The following is an 18,919-nucleotide window of genomic DNA, read 5'->3' on the forward strand; positions in this document are numbered from 1 at the left end:
TTTTAACTCCTGTTCCAATTATTCCTATTTATTCTTAAATATCGAGGTTGGTAGCGTTCAGCGCGTTGTCTTCGATGAAGGCGCGGCGGGAGGGGACGTCGTCGCCCATGAGCATGGTAAACGTGAGTTCGGCCTTGGCGGCGTCGTCGATGTTCACCTTCAGGAGGCGGCGGGTTTCCGGGTTCATGGTGGTTTCGTAGAGCTGCTTCGGGTTCATCTCACCGAGACCCTTGTAGCGCTGGATGCTGAGGCCGCGGCGGCCGAGCTCGCGGATGGCGGGCAGCAGGTCGAGGATGCTGAAGAGTTCCAGCTTGGTCTCCTTCTTCTCCATGCCGTAGTTTTCGAAGAGGTGGTAGCGTGCTTCGCTGTCGCGGCTCCACTTTTCGACGGAGAGGCCGAGGCGGGCCATTTCGCGCATCACCTTGGTCATGGCGGTGCCTTCGAAGATTTCGTGGATGCTCAGGCGCTGATTGACCATGCGGTTTTTGCCCGAGCCGTCTTCGGTCGGTACCATGCGCACGATCGTCTCGGCGTAGGCGTCTTCGATGCCCTCGGCGGTGATGAAGCGGGTGCGCTCTTCCTCGTTCTTGAGGAAGACAAACTTTTCTTCATTACCGGTGCGGATGCGCACGAGGTACTTGGGCAAGACGTGGTCGGCGTCGTGCTGATCGAGGAAACGGTCGAGCGTGCAGCCGTAGCGGCTCACACCATTGCCCAGGCGCTCGAGGTAGGCGAGGTTTTCCACGATCTTGTCGACCTTTGCACCGGGGAACTGGTGCTGGTCGCGCAGGCGCAGCAGCGTCACATCTTCCGAGCCCAGCTCGATCAGGATCCGGTTGAGCTGGTCGTCGTTGTCGATGTACTGCTCGCGCTTCTTGCGCTTGATCTTGTAGAGGGGCGGCTGGGCCATGTAGACGTAGCCGTTCTCGATCAGGCCGCGCATCTGGCGGTAGAGGAAGGTGAGGAGCAGCGTGCTGATGTGGGCGCCGTCGACATCGGCGTCCGTCATGATGATGATCTTGTGGTAGCGCGCCTTGGTGGCGTCGAACGAGCCGTCGCCCTCGTGGTCGCCAATACCCGTACCCATCGCCGTAATGATGGCGCGAATTTCGTTGTTGTTGAGCACCTTGTCCAGGCGGGCCTTCTCGACATTGAGCAGCTTGCCCCGGATGGGCAGGATCGCCTGATAACGGCGGTCGCGGCCCTGTTTGGCGGAGCCACCGGCCGAGTCACCCTCCACGATGAACACTTCGCAGATCGACGGGTCCTTCTCGGAGCAGTCGGCCAGCTTGCCGGGCAGGCCACCGCTCGAGAGCGCGCCTTTGCGGACGGTTTCGCGGGCCTTGCGGGCGGCTTCCCGGGCGCGAGCGGCATTGAGCGACTTGCTGATGATCTTCTTTGCGAGGTTGGGATCGGTCTCGAAGATGTACTTGAGCTTTTCGCCCACGATCTTCTGCACGATGCCATCGACTTCGCCGTTGGAGAGCTTCGTCTTCGTCTGACCCTCGAAGCGGGGCTCCGGCACTTTGACGGAGATGACCGCCGTGAGGCCTTCGCGCACGTCGTCGCCGCTCAGGCTCGGGTCCTTCTCCTTCAGGATGCCGTTGGCCTTGCCGTAATTGTTGATCACGCGCGTCAGGGCGGTGCGGAAACCGCTCAAGTGCGTGCCGCCCTCGAAGTTGTGGATCGAGTTGGCGTAGGAGAAAATCTGGTCATTGAACGTGTCGTTGTACTGCAGCGCGATATCGACCATGATCTTGGCACCCTCGATGTTGGCCTCGTTGGCCGGGGCTTCGCCATTGAAGGCGATCGGGTCGTCGTGCAGCACCGTCTTGCCACGATTGAGGTAGCGGACGTATTCGGCCAGGCCGTCGCGGAAGAGGAACTGCTCCTGCTTGCCGCTGCGGTCGTCCTGGATCATGATGGTGATGCCAGGGTTGAGGAAGGCGAGCTCGCGCAGGCGCTTGGCCAGCAGGTCGTATTTGTAATCCAGCGTCGTCTGGAAAATCTCCGGGTCGGGCAGCCAGCTGATCTTGGTGCCATTCTTTTTGGTCGCCCCGATCACGCTCAGCTTCTCGGTGGTCTTGCCGCGGCTGAAGGCCATGTGGTGCACCTTGCCGTCGCGGCTGACTTCCACCTCGAACCATTCGGAAAGGGCATTCACGCACTTCGCGCCCACGCCGTGCAGACCGCCGGACACCTGATAGGCGCCCTTGCCGAACTTGCCGCCCGCGTGGAGGTTGGTCATCACCAGCTCGAGGGCGGGCATGTTGTACTTGGGGTGGATGTCGACCGGGACTCCGCGCCCGTTGTCTTCCACGCTGACGGAGCCTTCTCCATGGAGCGTTACCTTGATCGTGTCGCAATAACCGGCCAAGGCCTCGTCGATCGAGTTGTCCACGATCTCAAAAACGCAGTGGTGCAAGCCCCGTTCATTGGTGTCGCCGATATACATATCGGGCCGCTTGCGCACCCCCTCGAGGCCTTCAAGCTTTTGAATTTGTGAGGCGTCGTAGGAGCCTTTGTTCGCTGTGTCGGTACTCATTGATAATGAACGAAATTAAGCCTGAATGTTAAACGTCCAGATTGCCGGAAACGGGCCCCCGTGGCCAGAGAAAAATGCGGTTCCCAAGGTCATCGCGGCATCTTTCTTCCCGCCGCTGCGCAAGCGGCTTCAGCAGCCATTTCACCGCTCGGCAAATTGCACCAATCTGACTCACTGTATATGGTTATTTCATACTGGGGCGATTTGGGTGACGAAGTGGTGTCTTTCCGCAAACTTTTGCGACTACTCTTGCCGGGGCTGGGATATCCCTCTACGGGGTAGGGCAACATGAAGATCAATTTCACCAACAAGGAATTCCGGACTCTCCTCGAACTCGTCCACGTGGGCGCCATGGTCGCCGAAGCGGCGGAGGCGAGCGAAGAGGGCCACGATGAGCTGTGCGCCAAGCTGCGCGCCCTCGCCCCCGAGTTGGGCTGCGCCGACTGCGTCGAAAAATTCGACGACGAGATCGTGCCCAGCGAGGGCTTCGAGTTCGAGCTGCACGAGAAGATCCTCGACCCTTATGCCGACACCGTGTTCTGGAACGAGCTGGCCCTGCAGCTGGCCACGCGCGATCTCGGCCGCAGCAACCCCGAGCTGGTGGAAGCCGACGACTTCAGCCCGCAGATCATCGAAGCCATGGCCCCGCTGATGCAGCGCTACAGCCTCGAATTTGCCGAAAACGGCCTCGAAAACCTCGAGCTGGTCGGCGGCGGCAAGAACAAGCGCGGGTAACGCTCTGGCACCCAATCGGGTGCCCGAGAGGCCACCTCGGCTCTAATTCGCCCGGCGGAGGTAGACGCCCTGGATGTCTCCGCTCGGCGCTTCCGTTTCGACGGGGGCCGGGCGGTTGGCAGAGCGCAAGAGCGCCTGACGGGGGACGTGGAAGAAGCTGTTGGGGAAGTCTGCGTTTACGCTGACGGAGGAGACGGTGGCGGTCCGGTAGGGCTGGCCGTCGATGCGCGCCTCGATCTCGACCGGCAGGAGCACGCCTTCGTAGCGTTTGTAGCGTTTGTAGAAAAACATCGCCTCCTGCTTTACGCCGGCAAACTCGTCGGCCTGGCGCACGGCCACGGGCAAAAAGCGCTCGCTGTCGATAAAGTAGCGCGGCTGGCTGCCATCGGGTAGCGTCACGTCGAGCAGGTAGACGGGGCGGCCTGCGATCTCGCTCGTGCCCATGTAGCGAAAGACGTAGCCCTTGTCGCGGTAATCGCCAAACGGGCCGCGAAAATCCGCCTTCTGCTGCAGCTTTCTCAGCTCTGGGCCCACCACGTAGTCACCCGGCTTGGCCTCCGGCTTCAGCTCGCGCGCCCAGCCAAACTGGCCATCCGTCACCTGCACCTGCAAGTGCTCCCAGCCGAGGTGGTAGCGGTAGCGCTCTTCGCGATAGCGCCCATCGGCCTGGGCAAAAGTCGTGATCGTGTATTCCTGCGTCGGCTCCACGAAATCCGTCACCACCTTGAGGCTCTTCAGGCTCGCGAAAGCTTCCTGGCCACCGAGGGCCTGCACCACGAGGTCGACAATCTTCGCTGCCGTCTCGTCGGTTTGGGGCGGGGGCGTCTGCGTCCGCTCGATCCTGCCGACCGCGGGAGGGTTGGACGGTTTGGGCGCTGAAGCCGTGCTTCCGGTTTGGGCTGGCAACGCGCAAACGGGCAACAGGATCGGGCACAGCAAGGACAGCAGGCGCAGGCGGGACCTTTTCAGCATGACGGGCTTAGCGTAGGGGAGAAAACAGCGGGGGCAACGGCATTTCCCGCCGCCCAGGCAAGCATAAGCAGCCGTGCGCCTAATCGGCAAGTCGTAGCTCTGCCTCGTAGGTGAGAAACCTCTGCAGGCTCTGAAGAGATGCCTTAGCGTGCGCATCTTCCACCGCTTCCAGCTCGCTCAGCGGATGGGCCAGCCAGTGGTAGGCCTCCGCCCGCTCTTCGTCCGGCAGCCGTGCCAGCCAACCTTCGTTGACAGGGTAGCCCTCGGCACGGGTCCAGCGAAAGAGCGCCTTTAGCAGCACGAGCGTCGGCTTGCGGCTGCGGATCAGCGCACGCCAGGTCTGGAGGGTCAGCTCGAACAACTCCGGCACCGGCTGGCCGTCGGGCACGTTGTCGCGCACCCAACGATTCCACTGCGCCGCGGCTTGAAAGGACGGGTAGTGCTGGGCCAGCTCGGGGTGACGCGCGATGTGGATCGCGTCCTTGAGAAAGCCGGGGCCGCTACCCTTGCGCCGGTCGAGGTGAGCCTCCGCATGGTCGAAGAGGTCGAGCGCGGCCAGCGGCTGGTTTTTGCGTTTGGCCATGCGCTGCAGCAGCATCATGCGCCCATCTTCCCGCTCTAGGCACCAGGTGCGCAAATGGGCCTCGCCACCGGGCTCGCGACCCAGCACCAGCACTTCGAAGGTGCGCTCGGCAGAGGCCATGGGGCTACTTGTGGTGCGATTTGTTGGGCGTGGAGGGCAAAACGGGGGCCGGGGCGGGGATACTCTCGCCCGTCACTGGATCATAACGGGGCACGACCGCGCCGCCCGATATGATGACCTTCATGGCGTCGGCGATCGACATCTCCAGTTCGATCACTTCCTCGCTCGGCACCATGAGCAGAAAGCCGCTGGTGGGGTTGGGCGTGGTGGGCACAAAGATGTTGATCAGCTGCGCCTCGGTCTTGTGCTGCACTTCGCCCCGCCCGTCGCTGGTGAGAAAGCCGAGCACCCACACGCCCTTGCGCGGGTATTCGATCAGCACCGCCTTCTGGAAGACGGCCTTCTGCTGCTGTACAAACGTGTCGCGGATCTGCTTGACCGAGTTGTAGAGGCTGCGCACCACCGGCAGCCTGTCGACGATCCGCTCGAAGGTGTTGACGAGGAAGCGACCGAGCAGCAGTTGCGAGAACCAGCCGAGGATCGCCACCATCAGCACCACGAGGAAGACCGACGCGATGTTGAGGCCTAGCTCGACGAAGGGATTCGCCAGGTAATTCGGCCGGATGAAATCGTCGAACATCTCCCGCACCGGCACGCCCACGCGCTTGATGAGGAGGTTGAAGACAAAAAGGGTGACGCCGACCGGGGCGAGCAAAAGCAGGCCGGAGATGAACCAATTGCGCAGCGGCTTCAAAAGCATGATCGTGAAGCTAGCTTGGCACGGATTGGAGCCTTGGCAAGTACCCCCGGTACGGATGGTCGGGCGTAGCAGGCCTTTTCACACACTGGCGGGCGTCTCAGCTATTCCAGCGCAGCTCGGGCCAGAGCTGTTCCTGGCCGATCACTTCGAGGCAGCGGGCTTCGGCGGCGCGCATGGCCTGGGTGTTTTCGGGCGTGTCGTCGCGCAGGCCAGCGAGATGCAGCCAACCATGCACGAGGTAGAGCGTTACCTCCTGGCGCAGGGTAAAGCCGTGCTGCGGAGCCTCTTCGGCGGCGAAGGGCAGGCAGATCGCGATGTCGCCTGCGTAGTCTTCTTCTTCGCCCGGGAAGGTCATGACATCGGTCACGCTCGGGTCGTCGAAAAAGTCGCCATGCAGTTGGCCGCACTCCTCTTCGTCGATCAGGGCGACACTCAGGTCGCCATCGGGCACGGTCCAGTCGCCCAGCTCGTCCAGGCGGTGGACGATGGCGGCGAAATCTTCTTCGACCAGCTCCAGGCCGTGGACGCGGTTCACTACTTCGACAAGGCGGGGCATAAATTAGCGGTGTTCCTCGCGCGGGGAGGAGGGTGCCGGTTGCTGGCTGGGGGCCGAGGGCAGGCCGCCACCGCTGGAGGGCTTTTGCCGCGCTGCATTGGCGGGCGGGCTGGCCGTCTCCGTGTCGGCCGGGAAGGGCACGCGGGTCTCGCCGGGGAAGGGCGCGCGTGAGCCTCCGGCGCCAAACGGCGGGCGGGTCTTCTTGGCGCGCTTCTTGTCGCTGTCCGAATCCTTCGGGTATTCCACGCGGGCGTGGAGGCTGTTCAGCAGGGTAAAAGCGAAGCTTTCGCGTAGCTTCTTCAAGTCGCGGAAGGTCAGCGGGGTGGCGTCGAGCTGGCCGTCTTCGATCCGCGCGCGCACGATCTTTTCGATCAGCTCCTCGACGCTCTGGGGCGTCACCTTGCGGAGGCTGCGGCTGGCGGCCTCGATGGAGTCGGCCAGCATGATGATCGCGCTTTCGGTAAATTGCGGGGTGGGGCCCTCGTAGCGGTAAGTGTCCTCGTTTACCTTGTCCAGCTCGATACGCGGGGTGCGGCCGGTCGGGTCTTCGACGATGGCCTCGCGCTGCTGCTCGATCGCCTTGTAATAAAAATACTGGATCAGGCTGGTGCCGTGGTGCTGGCGGATCACATCCATGATCACCTTGGGCAGGCGATACTGCTTGGCCAGTTGCACGCCCTCTTTCACGTGGCTCTTGATCACCAGGGCGCTCATCGAGGGGTTGCGCTCCAGGTGCGGATTGTAGCCGTCGCGCTGGTTTTCGGTAAAGTATTCCGGCTTGGCCAGTTTGCCGATGTCGTGGAAAAGCGCGCAGACGCGACAGAGCAGCGGGTTGGCCCCGATGGTGGCGGCGGCGTTTTCGGCCAGGTTGGCCACCATCAGGCTGTGGTGGTAGCTGCCGGGGGCCTCCATCTGCATCTTGCGGAGCAGGGGGTGGTTGAAGTCCGTCAGCTCCAGCAGCGTGATGTCGGTCGTGTAGCGGAAGATCGATTCGCCGAGCGGCAACAGGCCCACCACGATGATGCCGGTGATGAGGCCGGTGAGGATCGCGGAAATGATCTGGTAGACGATCACGACCGGTTCCTGAGCGTCGCGCAGGCCGATGAGCACTGCAAACACGGCCATCGCCAGCCCGGTGGTGAAGCAGGCCCGCACCACGCGCTCGCGCAGTTGGATGCGGCGGCTCGAATAGATGCCGATCAAGGCTGCAAGCAGCGTGGCGATCAGCATCGCCAGCGAGTTGCCTTGCATCATGGCCGTCATCACCGAGATCAGCGCGGCGGCTAGGATGCCCGGGCCGGTGCCGACGAGGATGGCGATCACAATGGGCCCCAGCGCTACCGGGAAGAGGTAGGGCGCGAGCGAGGGCAACAGCGGATTCGTCTCGGCTAGCGGCCCCGTCCCCAGCTCGTACAACAGGCGGATCAGCCCGAGGTTGAGCAGGATGGCGAAGCCGGCGGTGACGATGAACCGGCGGTTGTGCGAGTAGGCTTGATGGAAAGTATGGAGGTAGAGCGCGGCGCCGCCGACGATGATCAGCGTCATGATCATGCGCTCGATCAGCAGCGTTTCGAGGCCCACCTGCGAGACGCGGCTGGCGCGCAGCTCCTTGCGGTAGGCTTCCAACTGCTCCTTCTGTAGGTCCGTAACGGTGGTATTGGGCTCGATGATGATCTCGCCCTCGCGCACTTCGACCGAGACGGGCTCGATGGAGGCGACCGCCTTGGCAATGCGCTCGTTGGTGCGCTGCTCGTCGTAGAGGATGTTGGGCTGCAGGCCGGGGCGCAGCAGGCGAAAGAGTGCGATCGAAGACTCGCGGGGGATGTCGAGGGCCGTCAGGTTGATCCGCAGCGAGCGCAGGGCGTCTTCGAGGCTGAGGATCTCGACTTGCTGGACGCGGCCCTGCCGGTCGTGCACATCGAAGAAGCGCAAACGGCCTTGCGTGGCCTGGAAAGCACCATTTTCGGCGTCGTAAATGCCCGTCTCCAGCAAGTCGCGCATCAGCACGAGGCCTTCCTGCACGGCTTCCTGCCGGCGCTCGGCGGTCAGCTTGTTGATCAGGATGGCCAGATCGCTGGAGTTGAAGCGGTAGGGGTTGCCGCCGTCTTCGCTTTCGAGGAAGCGGTTGACTTCGTCGGGCGTCAACGCGGTCAATTCGCTCTGTGCACCTTCGGGCAGGCCAGCGTAGGCAGCGAGCCGCTCCATCGTGCTGCCCAGGTTTTTCTCAAATTGCTCGAACTCTGCCAGATCGACCCGGAAGACCGGGGGCACCGTGCGGCGGACGGCTTCGACGCGGTCTTCCGTCAACAGCTTGCTCTCGTAGGAGAAGGGCAGCTCGGAAACGACGCGCACCCGGGCCACCTGGCCCACTTGCAGCACCGGACCGGCGGGGGAGAGGCCCACGAAGCAGATGATGACGGCGAGGAGCGCAAAGAGCGCAAAGATCCCCGTGTCCAGCAGACTCCCTTGGTGGCCCTTTTGCTGGGTCGGCTCAAGCCGGGGGCCCTTTAACCGCTTGCGGCGGTTGGCCTCGGCCTGGGCTTTCTTGGACTTGCGGAAAATCGTCATGTGATGTCGGGGACGGCACCGGCCTGGGTCGCCGTCGCTTCAGTGCGGCGGGCGGGGCGGGCGACCGGGAACTGGCTCTCGGCATCGCGCTGGTAGGCGTCGATAATGCGCTGCACGATGGGGTTGCGCACCACGTCCCGGCCCTCGAAGTAATGGAACTTGATACCGGGGGTTCCTTGCAGGATGCGTTCCGCTTCGCGCAGGCCAGAGACCTTGCTGCGGGGCAGGTCGATTTGCGTCTTGTCGCCCGTGATGACCATGCGGCTGTTGTTCCCGAGACGCGTCAGGAACATCATCATTTGCTCGTGCGTGGTATTCTGGGCCTCGTCGAGGATGACGAAGGCGTCGGAAAGGGTGCGGCCCCGCATGTAGGCGAGGGGGGCGATCTCGATCTTGGAGGTACGCTCGCTACCCTCGCGTTTTTCCTGGTCCATCCCGATCAGGCGGCGCCCGTCGGCCTGGCCCAGCATGTCGTAGATCGCATCGTAAAGGGGCAGCAGGTAGGGCAGGATCTTCTCCGTCAAGTCGCCCGGGAGGAAGCCAAGCGCTTCACCGGCTTCGACGGCAGGGCGGGTGAGGATGATGCGCTCCACCCGCTCATTGAAGAGGGCGTCGAGCGCGGCGGCCACCGCGAGGTAGGTTTTGCCGGTGCCGGCGGGCCCGATGCCGAAGACCACCTCCTTGTCGCGAATCTCCTGCAGGTAGCGCTTCTGGTTGATCGTCTTGGGCACGACGCTCTTGCGCTTGAAGGGCAGGACGAGGGGCTCGGCGAACACCCGGCGCAGCTCTTGCGCATGCCCTTCGGCCACTTCCTGGAAGGTATTCTGGTAATCGCTGACGGTGATGCGGATGCCCTGCTCGCGGGCCAGGCGCAGGATGTCGAACAGATCGGTCGCCTTGGCCACGCCCTCGTCGGCCCCGGCAAACTGGATCCAGTCGTCGCGCGTCACCACCTGCACGCCGAAGCCCGTCTCCAGCTGGCGCAGTAGCGCATCGTCCCCACAGTAGAGTTCCGCCAGGGCGCGCGGGTTCTGGAAGTAGAGGGTTTGTTCGGCCATTACAGGTTTGCTTTGAGCCGTTCCCAGGTCTGCTCCAACGCCTGGGGGAGGGTGCGGGTTTTGCCGATCACGGGGAGGAAATTGGTGTCGCCATCCCACCGGGGCACGATGTGGGCGTGCAAATGGTGGGGGATGCCGGCGCCGGCGGACTTCCCGAGGTTGAAGCCCACATTGAAGCCGTCCGGCTTCATGGTGCGGGTCAAAAGCTCTTGCCCGTAGATGATCAGGTCCATCATTTCCGCCCGTTCGGGCTGGTTCAGTTCCTTAAGATCGGCCACCGCACGGTAGGGAATCACCATTAAATGGCCCGGATTGTAAGGAAAGCGGTTGAGAATCAGGTAATGGTATTCTCCACGATGGACGATCAGGGCCTCCCGGTCGTCCTGTTTGGGCAAGTCCTCAAAGAGCCGGTCGTTACGCGACTTCTCCTTGGGAGCCGCCGTAACGTACTCCATGCGCCAATATGATTGCAATATATCCATAGTGCTCTCTCGGGCAATCGATTCGGAGGTGAAGTCGCAAAATAAAAGGGGGTGGCTTGGGAAACGCAACCCCGGATGGTCTGGGAGCACTTGGTGGCGGCAACAAGTACCGCTCCTGTAGTGTGAGATCGTGTCCGCCGGTGTAAAGCAGAATCCTTAAATGACCTGCCAGCGCCAAAAAGCCCGCCAACGGAAAGTCGGCGGGCTGGGAAAGTCGGCTGGGCCGGCTGGCGGGCGCTAGCTGCGCAGGCGCAGGCGGCTGTCGACCTCGTAGGTCGTCACGGCACGAAGGTCGCTGAGGAGGTTGTCACGAGCGCGCTCATTGGCAGCGACTCCAGTGACGATGACGCGTCCTTCCTCGAAACGGAGGGCGATGTTGTCGTAGTCTTGCCGGATCTTGAAGTCGTAGTTCTGAAAGACGTCCATGCGGTTACGCCAGGTCGCCTTGAGGCGAGCGGCGACGGCCTCTTCGATCTCCGTGGGCGAGCCGGTCACGCGGTCTACCTGATTGCCGGAGTAGTCGGGAGCCAACGGGGTCGGTACATCATAGCTTACGCTCTCCTGGGCATAGGCAAAGGCGGGGAGAGTGAGGAGGCCGAGGGCGAGAATGCGGGTAGTCTTCTTCATGATAAGATGAGGGTTGAAGTTTTCGCCTATCATCAAGGCCGGACGCGTGCCATTTCTGAAGGGAATTGCGTTAACTCTTAGTTTTTAGGGGCATAGAGCATGTTTTATTGAATCTGAGTGGAAGGCTGGGCGCTTATTGGTGCTTTCCGCAAGGTAGTTGTGAGGTGTAATGTTGGCATTGTGCAACTAGGGGGTTTCCGCTCGGTAAAACGTTGTCAACGACACTTTGCACGATGCTTATGTGTAACGTTGCAGGCTGCATAAGGTGAAGTTTTACCGTGAGCAGGCAGGTCACCTTTCACCTGGGGCAACGGCGCGGGAGGCCGCTCAGGAAGGCCGTTATCGCGCCGGCGGTGGCGAATTCGGGAAATATTGGCACAATAATGGCAAACCCCCTCGCATCATGCTTTGGAAATGGTTGCCGTGGAACTACCTCATCCGCCGGGCCGCGCGTTCCTATGGGTTCGCAGACCCGGCGACGACGTTGGCGCGGGTGCGTAACTTCGCCCAACCGTCGGAATTTGAAATGCCGCTCGAAATTGTGCGGCACGCCGTGCTCTTCCATTCGCGCGGTTTGATCAACACCCGGGCGATCCAGCACAACCTCGACTGGATCTGGCCCTATTGGATCGAGCGACAATTCAACCCGCGCGATCCCTCTTTCCTGCCCCGGGCCTTTCATTTCAGCCACATCAACCTCACGCACCGTAACTGGACGGCGGTGGGGCTGCCGGATCTCGGGCTCTATAGCCTTGTCGACCCGCGCGGGCTCGTGACCCCGATGCATGATGGCTGGTCGATCGACGCCTGGATTCTGGGCGCCGACGGCCAACGCCTGATCCCCAGTCGGCGCGATCAAGCCAAGCAGCAACTGGCAGTGCAGAACCATTGCCTCAAGACCCGGACCGAAAAGGACGGCATGCGGCTGCAGGGCGAGGCTTTGGGCCGGGCGGAGCAGACCCCGTGGCTGGAGCTGGATTACCACGCCTACTCGCAGTCGGGTGGCTGGCTCGTGATCAGCCTGCGCCCGTACAACCCCGAGGGCATCTCTTTTATCGACAGTGTCGAAACCCGCCCGGACAACCGGAGCTGGCTGGTGAACAACCAGGACGAAGTCCGCTTCAAGACGCGCCCCGAATACTGCCTTGCCTCCAATTACCACGATGGCGACGTCTACCACGAGTTGCCGGTGTCGGAGGCCAGCGAGTCGGTCAAATGCCGCGTCGGCATGGCCACGGCGGCAGCGGTGTTCCCGCTCAAGCCGGGGGAAGAATTTCATGCCTCCATCGAGGTGCCGCTCGCGCGCCCGGCCAAGGAGATCCACCCGCAGTGGAAGCCTACCACCTGGGAGGCCGCCCGTCGCCCTTGCGCGCAGGCTCGCATCCCCGACAAGCGTTTCCAGTTTGTCTACGACGCTTCGGTCAATTCCTTGATCCACCTTTCGGCGGAAAAGATCTATCCCGGCCCCTACACCTACCGCCGCTTCTGGTTCCGCGACGCCGCAATCATGCTTGGTGCCGTCATGGCGCTGGGCTTGAAAGACCGCGCGGCCAAGCACCTCAGCTATTTCCCCACCAAGCAGCGCGCCGACGGCTACTTCGAGTCGCAGGAAGGCGAGTGGGACTCCAATGGCGAAGTCCTCTGGGCCTATGGCCGCTACCACCAGCTCTTTGCCGAAAAGCTGCCCAACGAGTGGCTTAACGCGATGGAGAAAGCGGTCCGCTGGCTGGGCGACAAGCGCATGCCCAAGGACGATTCCGGCCACGCCGGGCTCCTCCCCGCTGGGTTCAGCGCCGAGCACTTTGGCCCCAACGACCATTATTACTGGGACGATTATTGGGCCATCGGCGGCATGCAACTTACGGCCGACGCTTTTGCCGAGGGTGGCAAGGCGGAGACCGCGCGCCTCTGCCGCAGCCTGGCGGAGGACTACAGCGCCTGCGTCGAGCGCTCCATCCAAAACTTTGCGCTGCGCAAGGGCAGGGGAGCCATTCCGGCTTCGCCCTACCGCCGCATGGACTCGGGCGCGATTGGCGTGCTCGTGGCCGACTATCCGCTCCAGCTCTACCCGGCGGGCGACGAACGCATCGCCAAGACGGTCGACTTCTTCCTCAAGAAGTGCTGGGTCGAAGGCGGCTTCTTCCAGGACATGACCCACTCGGGCATGAACATTTACCTGACGCTCGACATCGCCCAGACGCTCTTGCGCCACGGCGACAACCGCTGGCAGGACGTCGTGCGCGCCGTCGTCGATATGGCCTCCGCCACTGGCCAATGGCCCGAGGCGATCCACCCGCACACCAAGGGCGGTTGCATTGGCGACGGCCAGCATGGCTGGGCCTCGGCCGAATTCTTTATGTGGGTGCGCAACGCCTTCGTCCGCGAAGAGGGCGAGCGCCTGGTGATCGGCTCCGGCCTGCTGCCGGAGTGGATCGAGAGCGGCGAGCCGATGAGCTTTGGCCCCGCACCCACCCCGTGGGGCGAAGTCCGCGTCGCCATGCGCCACCTCGAGGACGAGCTGGAGGTGCAGGTGCTGGGCGAATGGCGCGGCCAGCGGCCCGAGATCGAAATTGCACTGCCCGGTTTTTCGCCGGAGCGGTTGCCGGAAGGCGCCGAGCGCGTCACTCTTTCCCTGCAGACGATCTCATGAACATTGCGATGTTTACCAATACATACCTCCCGCTGGTGGGAGGTATCGAAAAGTCGGTCCAGACTTTTTGCGAAGACTTTGGCCAGATGGGGCACTTCACGCGCATCATCACCCCCGAGGCGCGCGACGAGAATGGCGAATCGGCCCGTTCGGGCAAAGGCGTGCTCCGTGTCCCGGCCATTACGGGCATTACCGAGAAGAACTTCTCGATCCAGTTCCCCACGCCCAGCCTGATCGACCACTGGATGGAGGCCATCCAGCCCGACATCGTGCACGCGCACCAGCCCTTCATGCTGGGCGACACGGCGCTGCGCATGGCCCGCAAGTGGCGTGCACCGCTGATTTTCACCCACCACACGCTTTATGAGCGCTATGCCCACTACTTCATGGTGGACAACGAGAACACCCGCCGCTTTGCCGCCACGCTCTCCGTGCAATATGGCAATTTGTGCGACCTCGTGATCGCTCCGACCGAGAGCATCAAACGCCTGCTCGAAGAGCGCGGGATCAAGAAGCCCGTGCGCGTCGTGCCGACCGGCATCCAGGTGAGCGACTTCAGCAATGGCGACCGCGAGGGATTCCGCCAAAAGTGGAACTTGCCGCCCGAGGCCCGCGTGGTGGGTCAGGTGGGCCGCCTGAATCGCGAAAAGAATCTCGATTACGTGGCCGAAGCCGTGCAACAGGCGATGGCGCAAGACCCCAAGCTCTACTTCCTGCTCGTTGGCGAAGGGGAGTTGGTGGAGCCGATCCGCGAATCGCTGCAGTCTGCGGGCCTGGCCGACCGCTTCGTCCACACCGGCGTGCTCAAGGGCCAGGATGTGATTGATGCCTATTCGGGCATGGACCTCTTTGTTTTTGCCTCCAAGACCGACACACAGGGCATCGTGCTGGCGGAATCGTTTGCCGGCGGCACTCCGGTGCTCGCCATCGACGCCCCCGGCGCGCGCGATTGCATCGAAGACGGCTACTCGGGCCGCGTTTTGCCCGATACCACCTCTGCCGAAGGCTTCGCTGCTGCCATTCTCGACATGATGGGCGACGACGATACTCGCCGCCGCTACTCCGAGCAGGCCCGCGCCGCCGCCAACCAGTTTGACCGGGGCGTTTGTGCCGAGCGCATGCTGGAAGTCTACCGCGAGGCCCGGGAAGCCTTCGACGCCACCCACCCGGTGGAAAACAAACCGAAGGATGCATGGAGCGAAATCATGGATCGCCTCGATTCGGAATGGAGCCTGCTAGCTGAAAAGTACGAAGCCGCAAAATCTTTGTTAGCCTGATACAACAGCGAGGAAGTTGGGACACACACGTCAGAATCAATAGATATAGCCTGAAGGGCACGGCGTAGAAGCAGCGCCGTGCCCTTCGCCGTTTAAACGGGCGTCTTCCGGATCTCTGCCGCCCGCTGGCGGATCGTCTTCAGTTCGGCGGGCGACTTGCGGCTGAGGTTCTTGAGCTGGAAGGCCATGCGCTGGTTTTGGGCGAATTTCTCCCGATGGCGGGCGAGGAAGTCGTAATACAGCGTGGTAAACGGGCAGGCCTTTTCGCCGGTCGCCTCCTTGTAATGGTAGCGACACTGCCCGCAGTAGTTCGACATCTTGTGGATGTAGTTGCCGGTGGCGCAGTAGGGCTTGGTGCCGACGATGCCACCGTCGCCGTGCTGGCTCATGCCGAGCGCATTGGGCAGCGAGACCCAGTCGACCGCATCGGCATACATCGCCATGTGCCAGTCGTGAAATTTGCGGGGATCGACGCCGTAGAGCAGGCCGAAGAGCCCGAGCACCATCAGCCGCTGGATGTGGTGGGCGTAGGCATTGTCGAGCACGTTGCGCATGGCATCGCGCACGCAGGCCATGTCGGTCTGGCCGTCCCAGAAAAACGGCGGCACCTCCTCGTGGGCGTCCAGCTCGTTCATCTCGGCATAGTCGGGCATGTGAAGCCAGTAGATGCCCCGCACAAACTCCCGCCAGCCGAGGATCTGCCGCACAAAGCCCTCCACGCTGTTCAACGGCACATCGCCCTTTTCATAAGCCTCGACCGCTTTGGCCACGACTTCGCGCGGGTTGAGCAGCTTTACGTTGAGTGCGGCGGAGAGATACGAGTGGTAGAGGAAGTCTTCGCCCTGCCACATCGCGTCCTGAAAACGCCCGAACTGCTCCAGCCGCTGGTCGATGAATTCGCGCAACACCTGCAGCGCCTGCTCGCGGTTGACGGGCAGATGGAAATGGTCGAGCCGCCCGGGGTGGTCGCCAAAACGCTGCTTCACCAGCTCCAGCACTTCTCGGGTCGTGGCGTCGGGCTGGAAGCGGCGGGGCGGCTTGATGTGCTCCGGGCCCTCGCGGCGGAAGCTTTCGCGGTTGTCGGCGTCGTAGTTCCAGTCGCCGCCCACGGGCTCCTTGCCGTCCATCAGGATGCCTTCGCGGCGCCGCAAGTGCCGGTACCAGGTCTCCAGCACGAGGGCGCTGCGCCCCTGCGCCCAGTCGCGGAACTCCGCCACAGTGGCGTAGAAGTGGGTGTCGCTACGCACCTCCAGCTCCAGATCGAGCTCATCCGCCAGCTTTTCGAGCATCCGGCGCACGCGGTAATCTCCCGGCTCGACGACTACCAGCGCTTCCGGTTTCAGCTCGCGCACATCTCGGCGGAGGATTTCGGCAAAGTCCTTGCCCCGGTCCTTCCGACGGTTGGGCGTCAACGCGTGGTAGTGCACCGTGCGGCCCAGCGCGCGCATGTCGTCGCGGAAGTGCCGCATGGCGCTGAAAAAGAAGACCAGCCGCAGTTGGTGACACCATACGTGCGTCGCTTCCGTTTCGTTCTCGGCCATCCACACAGCGTCCCGCTCCGGGTCGAAGCCCTCAAAGAGCGGGCTGTGGAGGTCGAGCTGGTCTCCCAGCACCAGATGCAAGCGGCGAACGGACGACATGGGCTCAAGGTGCCGCCCTTCCGCGAGCCCTGCGAGGCATCTCTCAGCCTGAGGGCGTCAGAAGCGGGTAAGCGGTTGGCCGCGAAAACGAGCGGCTTCGTTGCGTGTTGCAATGTGACGGGTTATCTTGCCTGCAAGTTGCTGGAGTCCAAGAGGTGTATTCAAACGGTCAATTCGTTGATCCTGCTGTAAATGATGTGTTTATCGCATGGTACTAACCGACTTGGCGCGGCTCTTGTTGATCAGGCGACACACTCAACTCAACTGTCATCCATGACGTCCCGAATCTTCGAATGCTGGGTCAGCCGAGTCAGGTGGCTGACCGCTCCTCTTCTTGCGCTTGTGACGGTCGGCCAGCCTGCCCTGCAGGCCATGCAGCCGGCCAACATCAATCTCGACTACGTGTCGCAGATCGCCGAACAAAAGGCGAAGGAGCCCTTCAAGGAATACCCGAAGGCGCCCGACTACCTGAAAGAACTGGATTACGACGCGTATCGCGACATCCGTTTCAACTCGCGCCGCGCTTTGTGGCGGGAAGAAGGGCTGCCCTTCCGGATCGAGTTTTTCCACCCCGGCCAGTTCTTCCAGGACATCGTCAAGATCAACGAATTTACGGCCTCGCACGTGCAGGAAATCCGCTTCGTGTCGGATCTCTTCGACTACGGCCGCAACGACCGCCTCGCCGACCGCATCCCGCGCCCGCAAGGCTACGCCGGCATCCGCGTGCTTTACCCGATCAACAACCCCGACGTGTATGACGAGGTGGGGGTGTGGCTCGGCGCCAGTTACTTCCGCGTCCTGGGCCGCAACCAGCACTGGGGCCTCTCCGCCCGCGGCCTGGCCCTGAATACGGGCCTCGACATTGGCGAGGAATTCCCCGTCTTCCGCGAGTTCTGGCTGGGCAAGCCGCAGGCGGGCGATACCGCCCTGACGGTTTACGCGCTGCTCGACAGCCCGAGCGTCTCCGGTGCGTATAAATTTGTGCTCACCCCCGGTGAGATGACGACCGTGGACGTGCGCTGCCGCCTCTTCTTCCGCAGCGAAATGCCTGAAGTGGGCATCACGCCTTTCTCCAGCATGTATTACTTTGGCGAAAACAGCTTCGACCCGCCCACCGATTTCCGCCCCGAAGTCCACGACTCCGACGGTATATACATCGAGACGGGCAGCGGCGAGCGCATCTGGCGCCCCTTCGTGAACGAAGCCCGCAACCGCACCAGCATCTTTTCGCTCGAAGGCACGCCCAAGGGCTTTGGGGTGATGCAGCGCGACCGCGACTTCCGCAATTACCAGGACATCGAGGCGCACTACCACCAGCGCCCCAGCGTGTGGGTGGAGCCCAAGTCCGACTGGGGCCCGGGTAGCGTCCGCGTCTGGGAATTCCTGACCGATTCGGAAACGGCCGACAACGTGGCCGCCTTCTGGACGCCCAAGACGCCTCCGGTGCCCAACGAAGCCTTTGAGCTCGCCTACCGCCTCTACTGGATGATGCCGCATCGCAACCAGGACGGCTTTGTGAGCGCCACCCGAGTGGGTGACAGCGCCTTCAAGGAAGGCATCGTCGAATTTGTGGTCGACTTCCAGGGCAAGGCGCTTGAGGAACTGCCGCCCGTCACCGAGATTGAAGGGATCGTGACGGTGGAGAAAGACGCCGAGCTGGTGGAAAAGATCGTGCAGAAGAATCCCTATACCAACGGTTGGCGCCTGATCCTGCACGTCAGGAAAAACAAACCTGAGGCCGGCACTGCGGAAATGCGTGCCTACCTGCGCCAGGGTGAGGAGACCCTTACGGAGACATGGAGCTACCAGTGGATTTGGTAAGCCCCGTCGTTGCGGCGGGAGGAAAGGTCGATGAACAGGCGGATTATACCGCTTGGGACGAGGCCTATCGGCGCGTTGAAGCCTACTTCAGCGCCCTGCGTATCCGAAACAAGCTGCTGTTGAGCACCCTCGTGCACCGCGTGCTCCAGCGCGCCGCCGAGCGCCAGCAGGAGGGTGAGGTAGGCGAGCCCATCGAGCTCGCGATGGACCAGGCTAACCGCGAGGTTACGCAATGGTTCGTCGAGATTCTCGGGCTCGATGAGGCCGACCGCACCGACCCGGCCCTTCGGGGCCGCCTCGCGCTGCTGCTGGCCGACATGCCTCGCCAGTGGCAGCACGAATTCCTGACCGACCCGCCTTGGCCGGAGCCCTTTATGCAGGCCATGCGCCAGAGCTTCCTCCAGGCCGGGCCCGACTTCCACCTCTCGCAAATGGAGGCCCGGCCGCTCGAGCTGGGCCCCATCCCTACCTTTACCGGCCAGGCGCTGCGCGACCTCGATGCGCGCCCCCACCTGCGCAACATCCTGATGCTGCTCGTGGTAATCGGCGCCGCCTTCCTCATCTTTTACCTCACTCGCTGATCTC

At 62.6% G+C, this 18,919-nt stretch carries 15 protein-coding genes; 5 read left to right on the plus strand and 10 right to left on the minus strand.

Annotated features, from left to right (window positions below; all coding sequences use genetic code 11):
• Positions 1-34: 34 nt before the first annotated feature.
• Positions 35-2,545, minus strand: coding sequence for a DNA topoisomerase (ATP-hydrolyzing) subunit B (gyrB, locus tag Q7P63_11105; GenBank protein MDP0500635.1), 2,511 nt, complete (start codon positions 2,543-2,545; stop codon positions 35-37).
• A gap of 288 nt (positions 2,546-2,833) precedes the next feature.
• Between gyrB and Q7P63_11110 the strand changes: the two genes are divergently transcribed.
• Positions 2,834-3,280, plus strand: coding sequence for a hypothetical protein (locus Q7P63_11110; protein MDP0500636.1), 447 nt, complete (start codon positions 2,834-2,836; stop codon positions 3,278-3,280).
• Between the two features lie 42 nt (positions 3,281-3,322).
• Here Q7P63_11110 and Q7P63_11115 read toward each other — a convergent pair whose 3' ends face one another.
• The 8 genes from Q7P63_11115 to Q7P63_11150 form a co-directional block, all read right to left on the minus strand.
• Positions 3,323-4,252, minus strand: coding sequence for a hypothetical protein (locus tag Q7P63_11115; protein ID MDP0500637.1), 930 nt, complete (start codon positions 4,250-4,252; stop codon positions 3,323-3,325).
• 79 nt (positions 4,253-4,331) lie between these two features.
• A complete protein-coding gene (locus Q7P63_11120; protein MDP0500638.1) occupies positions 4,332-4,955 on the minus strand; it encodes a recombination protein O N-terminal domain-containing protein in 624 nt (207 codons plus the stop codon).
• 4 nt (positions 4,956-4,959) lie between these two features.
• On the minus strand, positions 4,960-5,655 hold the full coding sequence (locus Q7P63_11125) for a DUF502 domain-containing protein (GenBank protein ID MDP0500639.1): 696 nt from the start codon (positions 5,653-5,655) through the stop codon (positions 4,960-4,962).
• A 97-nt stretch (positions 5,656-5,752) separates the two neighbouring features.
• Positions 5,753-6,211 carry an rRNA maturation RNase YbeY gene (gene ybeY, locus Q7P63_11130; GenBank protein MDP0500640.1) on the minus strand — a complete coding sequence of 153 codons (459 nt, stop codon included), beginning with the start codon at positions 6,209-6,211 and terminating at the stop codon, positions 5,753-5,755.
• A gap of 3 nt (positions 6,212-6,214) precedes the next feature.
• The gene (locus tag Q7P63_11135; GenBank protein ID MDP0500641.1) at positions 6,215-8,779 is read right to left on the minus strand and encodes an HDIG domain-containing protein; all 2,565 of its coding nucleotides are present in this window, start codon (positions 8,777-8,779) and stop codon (positions 6,215-6,217) included.
• Positions 8,776-9,837 carry a PhoH family protein gene (locus tag Q7P63_11140; protein ID MDP0500642.1) on the minus strand — a complete coding sequence of 354 codons (1,062 nt, stop codon included), beginning with the start codon at positions 9,835-9,837 and terminating at the stop codon, positions 8,776-8,778. The genes Q7P63_11135 and Q7P63_11140 overlap by 4 nt, the downstream gene beginning before the upstream one ends.
• The gene (locus tag Q7P63_11145) at positions 9,837-10,319 is read right to left on the minus strand and encodes an HIT domain-containing protein (GenBank protein ID MDP0500643.1); all 483 of its coding nucleotides are present in this window, start codon (positions 10,317-10,319) and stop codon (positions 9,837-9,839) included. The genes Q7P63_11140 and Q7P63_11145 overlap by 1 nt, the downstream gene beginning before the upstream one ends.
• 237 nt (positions 10,320-10,556) lie before the next feature.
• The gene (locus Q7P63_11150; GenBank protein ID MDP0500644.1) at positions 10,557-10,946 is read right to left on the minus strand and encodes a hypothetical protein; all 390 of its coding nucleotides are present in this window, start codon (positions 10,944-10,946) and stop codon (positions 10,557-10,559) included.
• A 403-nt stretch (positions 10,947-11,349) separates the two neighbouring features.
• On the opposite strand from Q7P63_11150, the gene Q7P63_11155 reads away from it, so the two are divergent.
• Both Q7P63_11155 and Q7P63_11160 read left to right on the plus strand, forming a co-directional pair.
• Complete coding sequence (locus Q7P63_11155) at positions 11,350-13,596, plus strand: hypothetical protein (protein MDP0500645.1); 2,247 nt, start codon at positions 11,350-11,352, stop codon at positions 13,594-13,596.
• Between the two features lie 8 nt (positions 13,597-13,604).
• Positions 13,605-14,873 (plus strand): glycosyltransferase, encoded by a 1,269-nt coding sequence (locus Q7P63_11160; protein ID MDP0500646.1) that lies wholly within the window; start codon positions 13,605-13,607, stop codon positions 14,871-14,873.
• Positions 14,874-14,965: 92 nt separating this feature from the next.
• Here Q7P63_11160 and Q7P63_11165 read toward each other — a convergent pair whose 3' ends face one another.
• Entirely contained in the window at positions 14,966-16,513 is a 1,548-nt protein-coding gene (locus Q7P63_11165) for a cryptochrome/photolyase family protein (GenBank protein ID MDP0500647.1), read from the minus strand.
• A 273-nt stretch (positions 16,514-16,786) separates the two neighbouring features.
• Between Q7P63_11165 and Q7P63_11170 the strand changes: the two genes are divergently transcribed.
• Positions 16,787-18,334, plus strand: coding sequence for a glucan biosynthesis protein G (locus Q7P63_11170; protein ID MDP0500648.1), 1,548 nt, complete (start codon positions 16,787-16,789; stop codon positions 18,332-18,334).
• Positions 18,310-18,915, plus strand: coding sequence for a hypothetical protein (locus tag Q7P63_11175; GenBank protein ID MDP0500649.1), 606 nt, complete (start codon positions 18,310-18,312; stop codon positions 18,913-18,915). Before Q7P63_11170 ends, Q7P63_11175 begins: the two co-directional genes overlap by 25 nt.
• The last annotated feature ends 4 nt before the right edge of the window (positions 18,916-18,919 follow it).

The sequence above is a fragment of the Verrucomicrobiota bacterium JB022 genome (assembly GCA_030673845.1).
Lineage (GTDB): Bacteria > Verrucomicrobiota > Verrucomicrobiia > Opitutales > Oceanipulchritudinaceae > WOUP01.

What these genes read in the sequence shown, in the direction of transcription:
- Q7P63_11140 (MDP0500642.1), bottom strand. Translation starts at nt 9,837, where the DNA reads ATGGCCGAACAAACCCTCTACTTCCAGAACCCGCGCGCCCTGGCGGAA.
- Q7P63_11160 (MDP0500646.1), top strand. Translation starts at nt 13,605, where the DNA reads ATGTTTACCAATACATACCTCCCGCTGGTGGGAGGTATCGAAAAGTCG.
- Q7P63_11115 (MDP0500637.1), bottom strand. Translation starts at nt 4,252, where the DNA reads ATGCTGAAAAGGTCCCGCCTGCGCCTGCTGTCCTTGCTGTGCCCGATC.
- gyrB (MDP0500635.1), bottom strand. Translation starts at nt 2,545, where the DNA reads ATGAGTACCGACACAGCGAACAAAGGCTCCTACGACGCCTCACAAATT.
- Q7P63_11170 (MDP0500648.1), top strand. Translation starts at nt 16,787, where the DNA reads ATGACGTCCCGAATCTTCGAATGCTGGGTCAGCCGAGTCAGGTGGCTG.
- Q7P63_11150 (MDP0500644.1), bottom strand. Translation starts at nt 10,946, where the DNA reads ATGAAGAAGACTACCCGCATTCTCGCCCTCGGCCTCCTCACTCTCCCC.
- Q7P63_11145 (MDP0500643.1), bottom strand. Translation starts at nt 10,319, where the DNA reads ATGGATATATTGCAATCATATTGGCGCATGGAGTACGTTACGGCGGCT.
- Q7P63_11155 (MDP0500645.1), top strand. Translation starts at nt 11,350, where the DNA reads ATGCTTTGGAAATGGTTGCCGTGGAACTACCTCATCCGCCGGGCCGCG.
- Q7P63_11135 (MDP0500641.1), bottom strand. Translation starts at nt 8,779, where the DNA reads ATGACGATTTTCCGCAAGTCCAAGAAAGCCCAGGCCGAGGCCAACCGC.
- Q7P63_11120 (MDP0500638.1), bottom strand. Translation starts at nt 4,955, where the DNA reads ATGGCCTCTGCCGAGCGCACCTTCGAAGTGCTGGTGCTGGGTCGCGAG.
- Q7P63_11165 (MDP0500647.1), bottom strand. Translation starts at nt 16,513, where the DNA reads ATGTCGTCCGTTCGCCGCTTGCATCTGGTGCTGGGAGACCAGCTCGAC.
- Q7P63_11175 (MDP0500649.1), top strand. Translation starts at nt 18,310, where the DNA reads ATGGAGCTACCAGTGGATTTGGTAAGCCCCGTCGTTGCGGCGGGAGGA.
- Q7P63_11110 (MDP0500636.1), top strand. Translation starts at nt 2,834, where the DNA reads ATGAAGATCAATTTCACCAACAAGGAATTCCGGACTCTCCTCGAACTC.
- Q7P63_11125 (MDP0500639.1), bottom strand. Translation starts at nt 5,655, where the DNA reads ATGCTTTTGAAGCCGCTGCGCAATTGGTTCATCTCCGGCCTGCTTTTG.
- ybeY (MDP0500640.1), bottom strand. Translation starts at nt 6,211, where the DNA reads ATGCCCCGCCTTGTCGAAGTAGTGAACCGCGTCCACGGCCTGGAGCTG.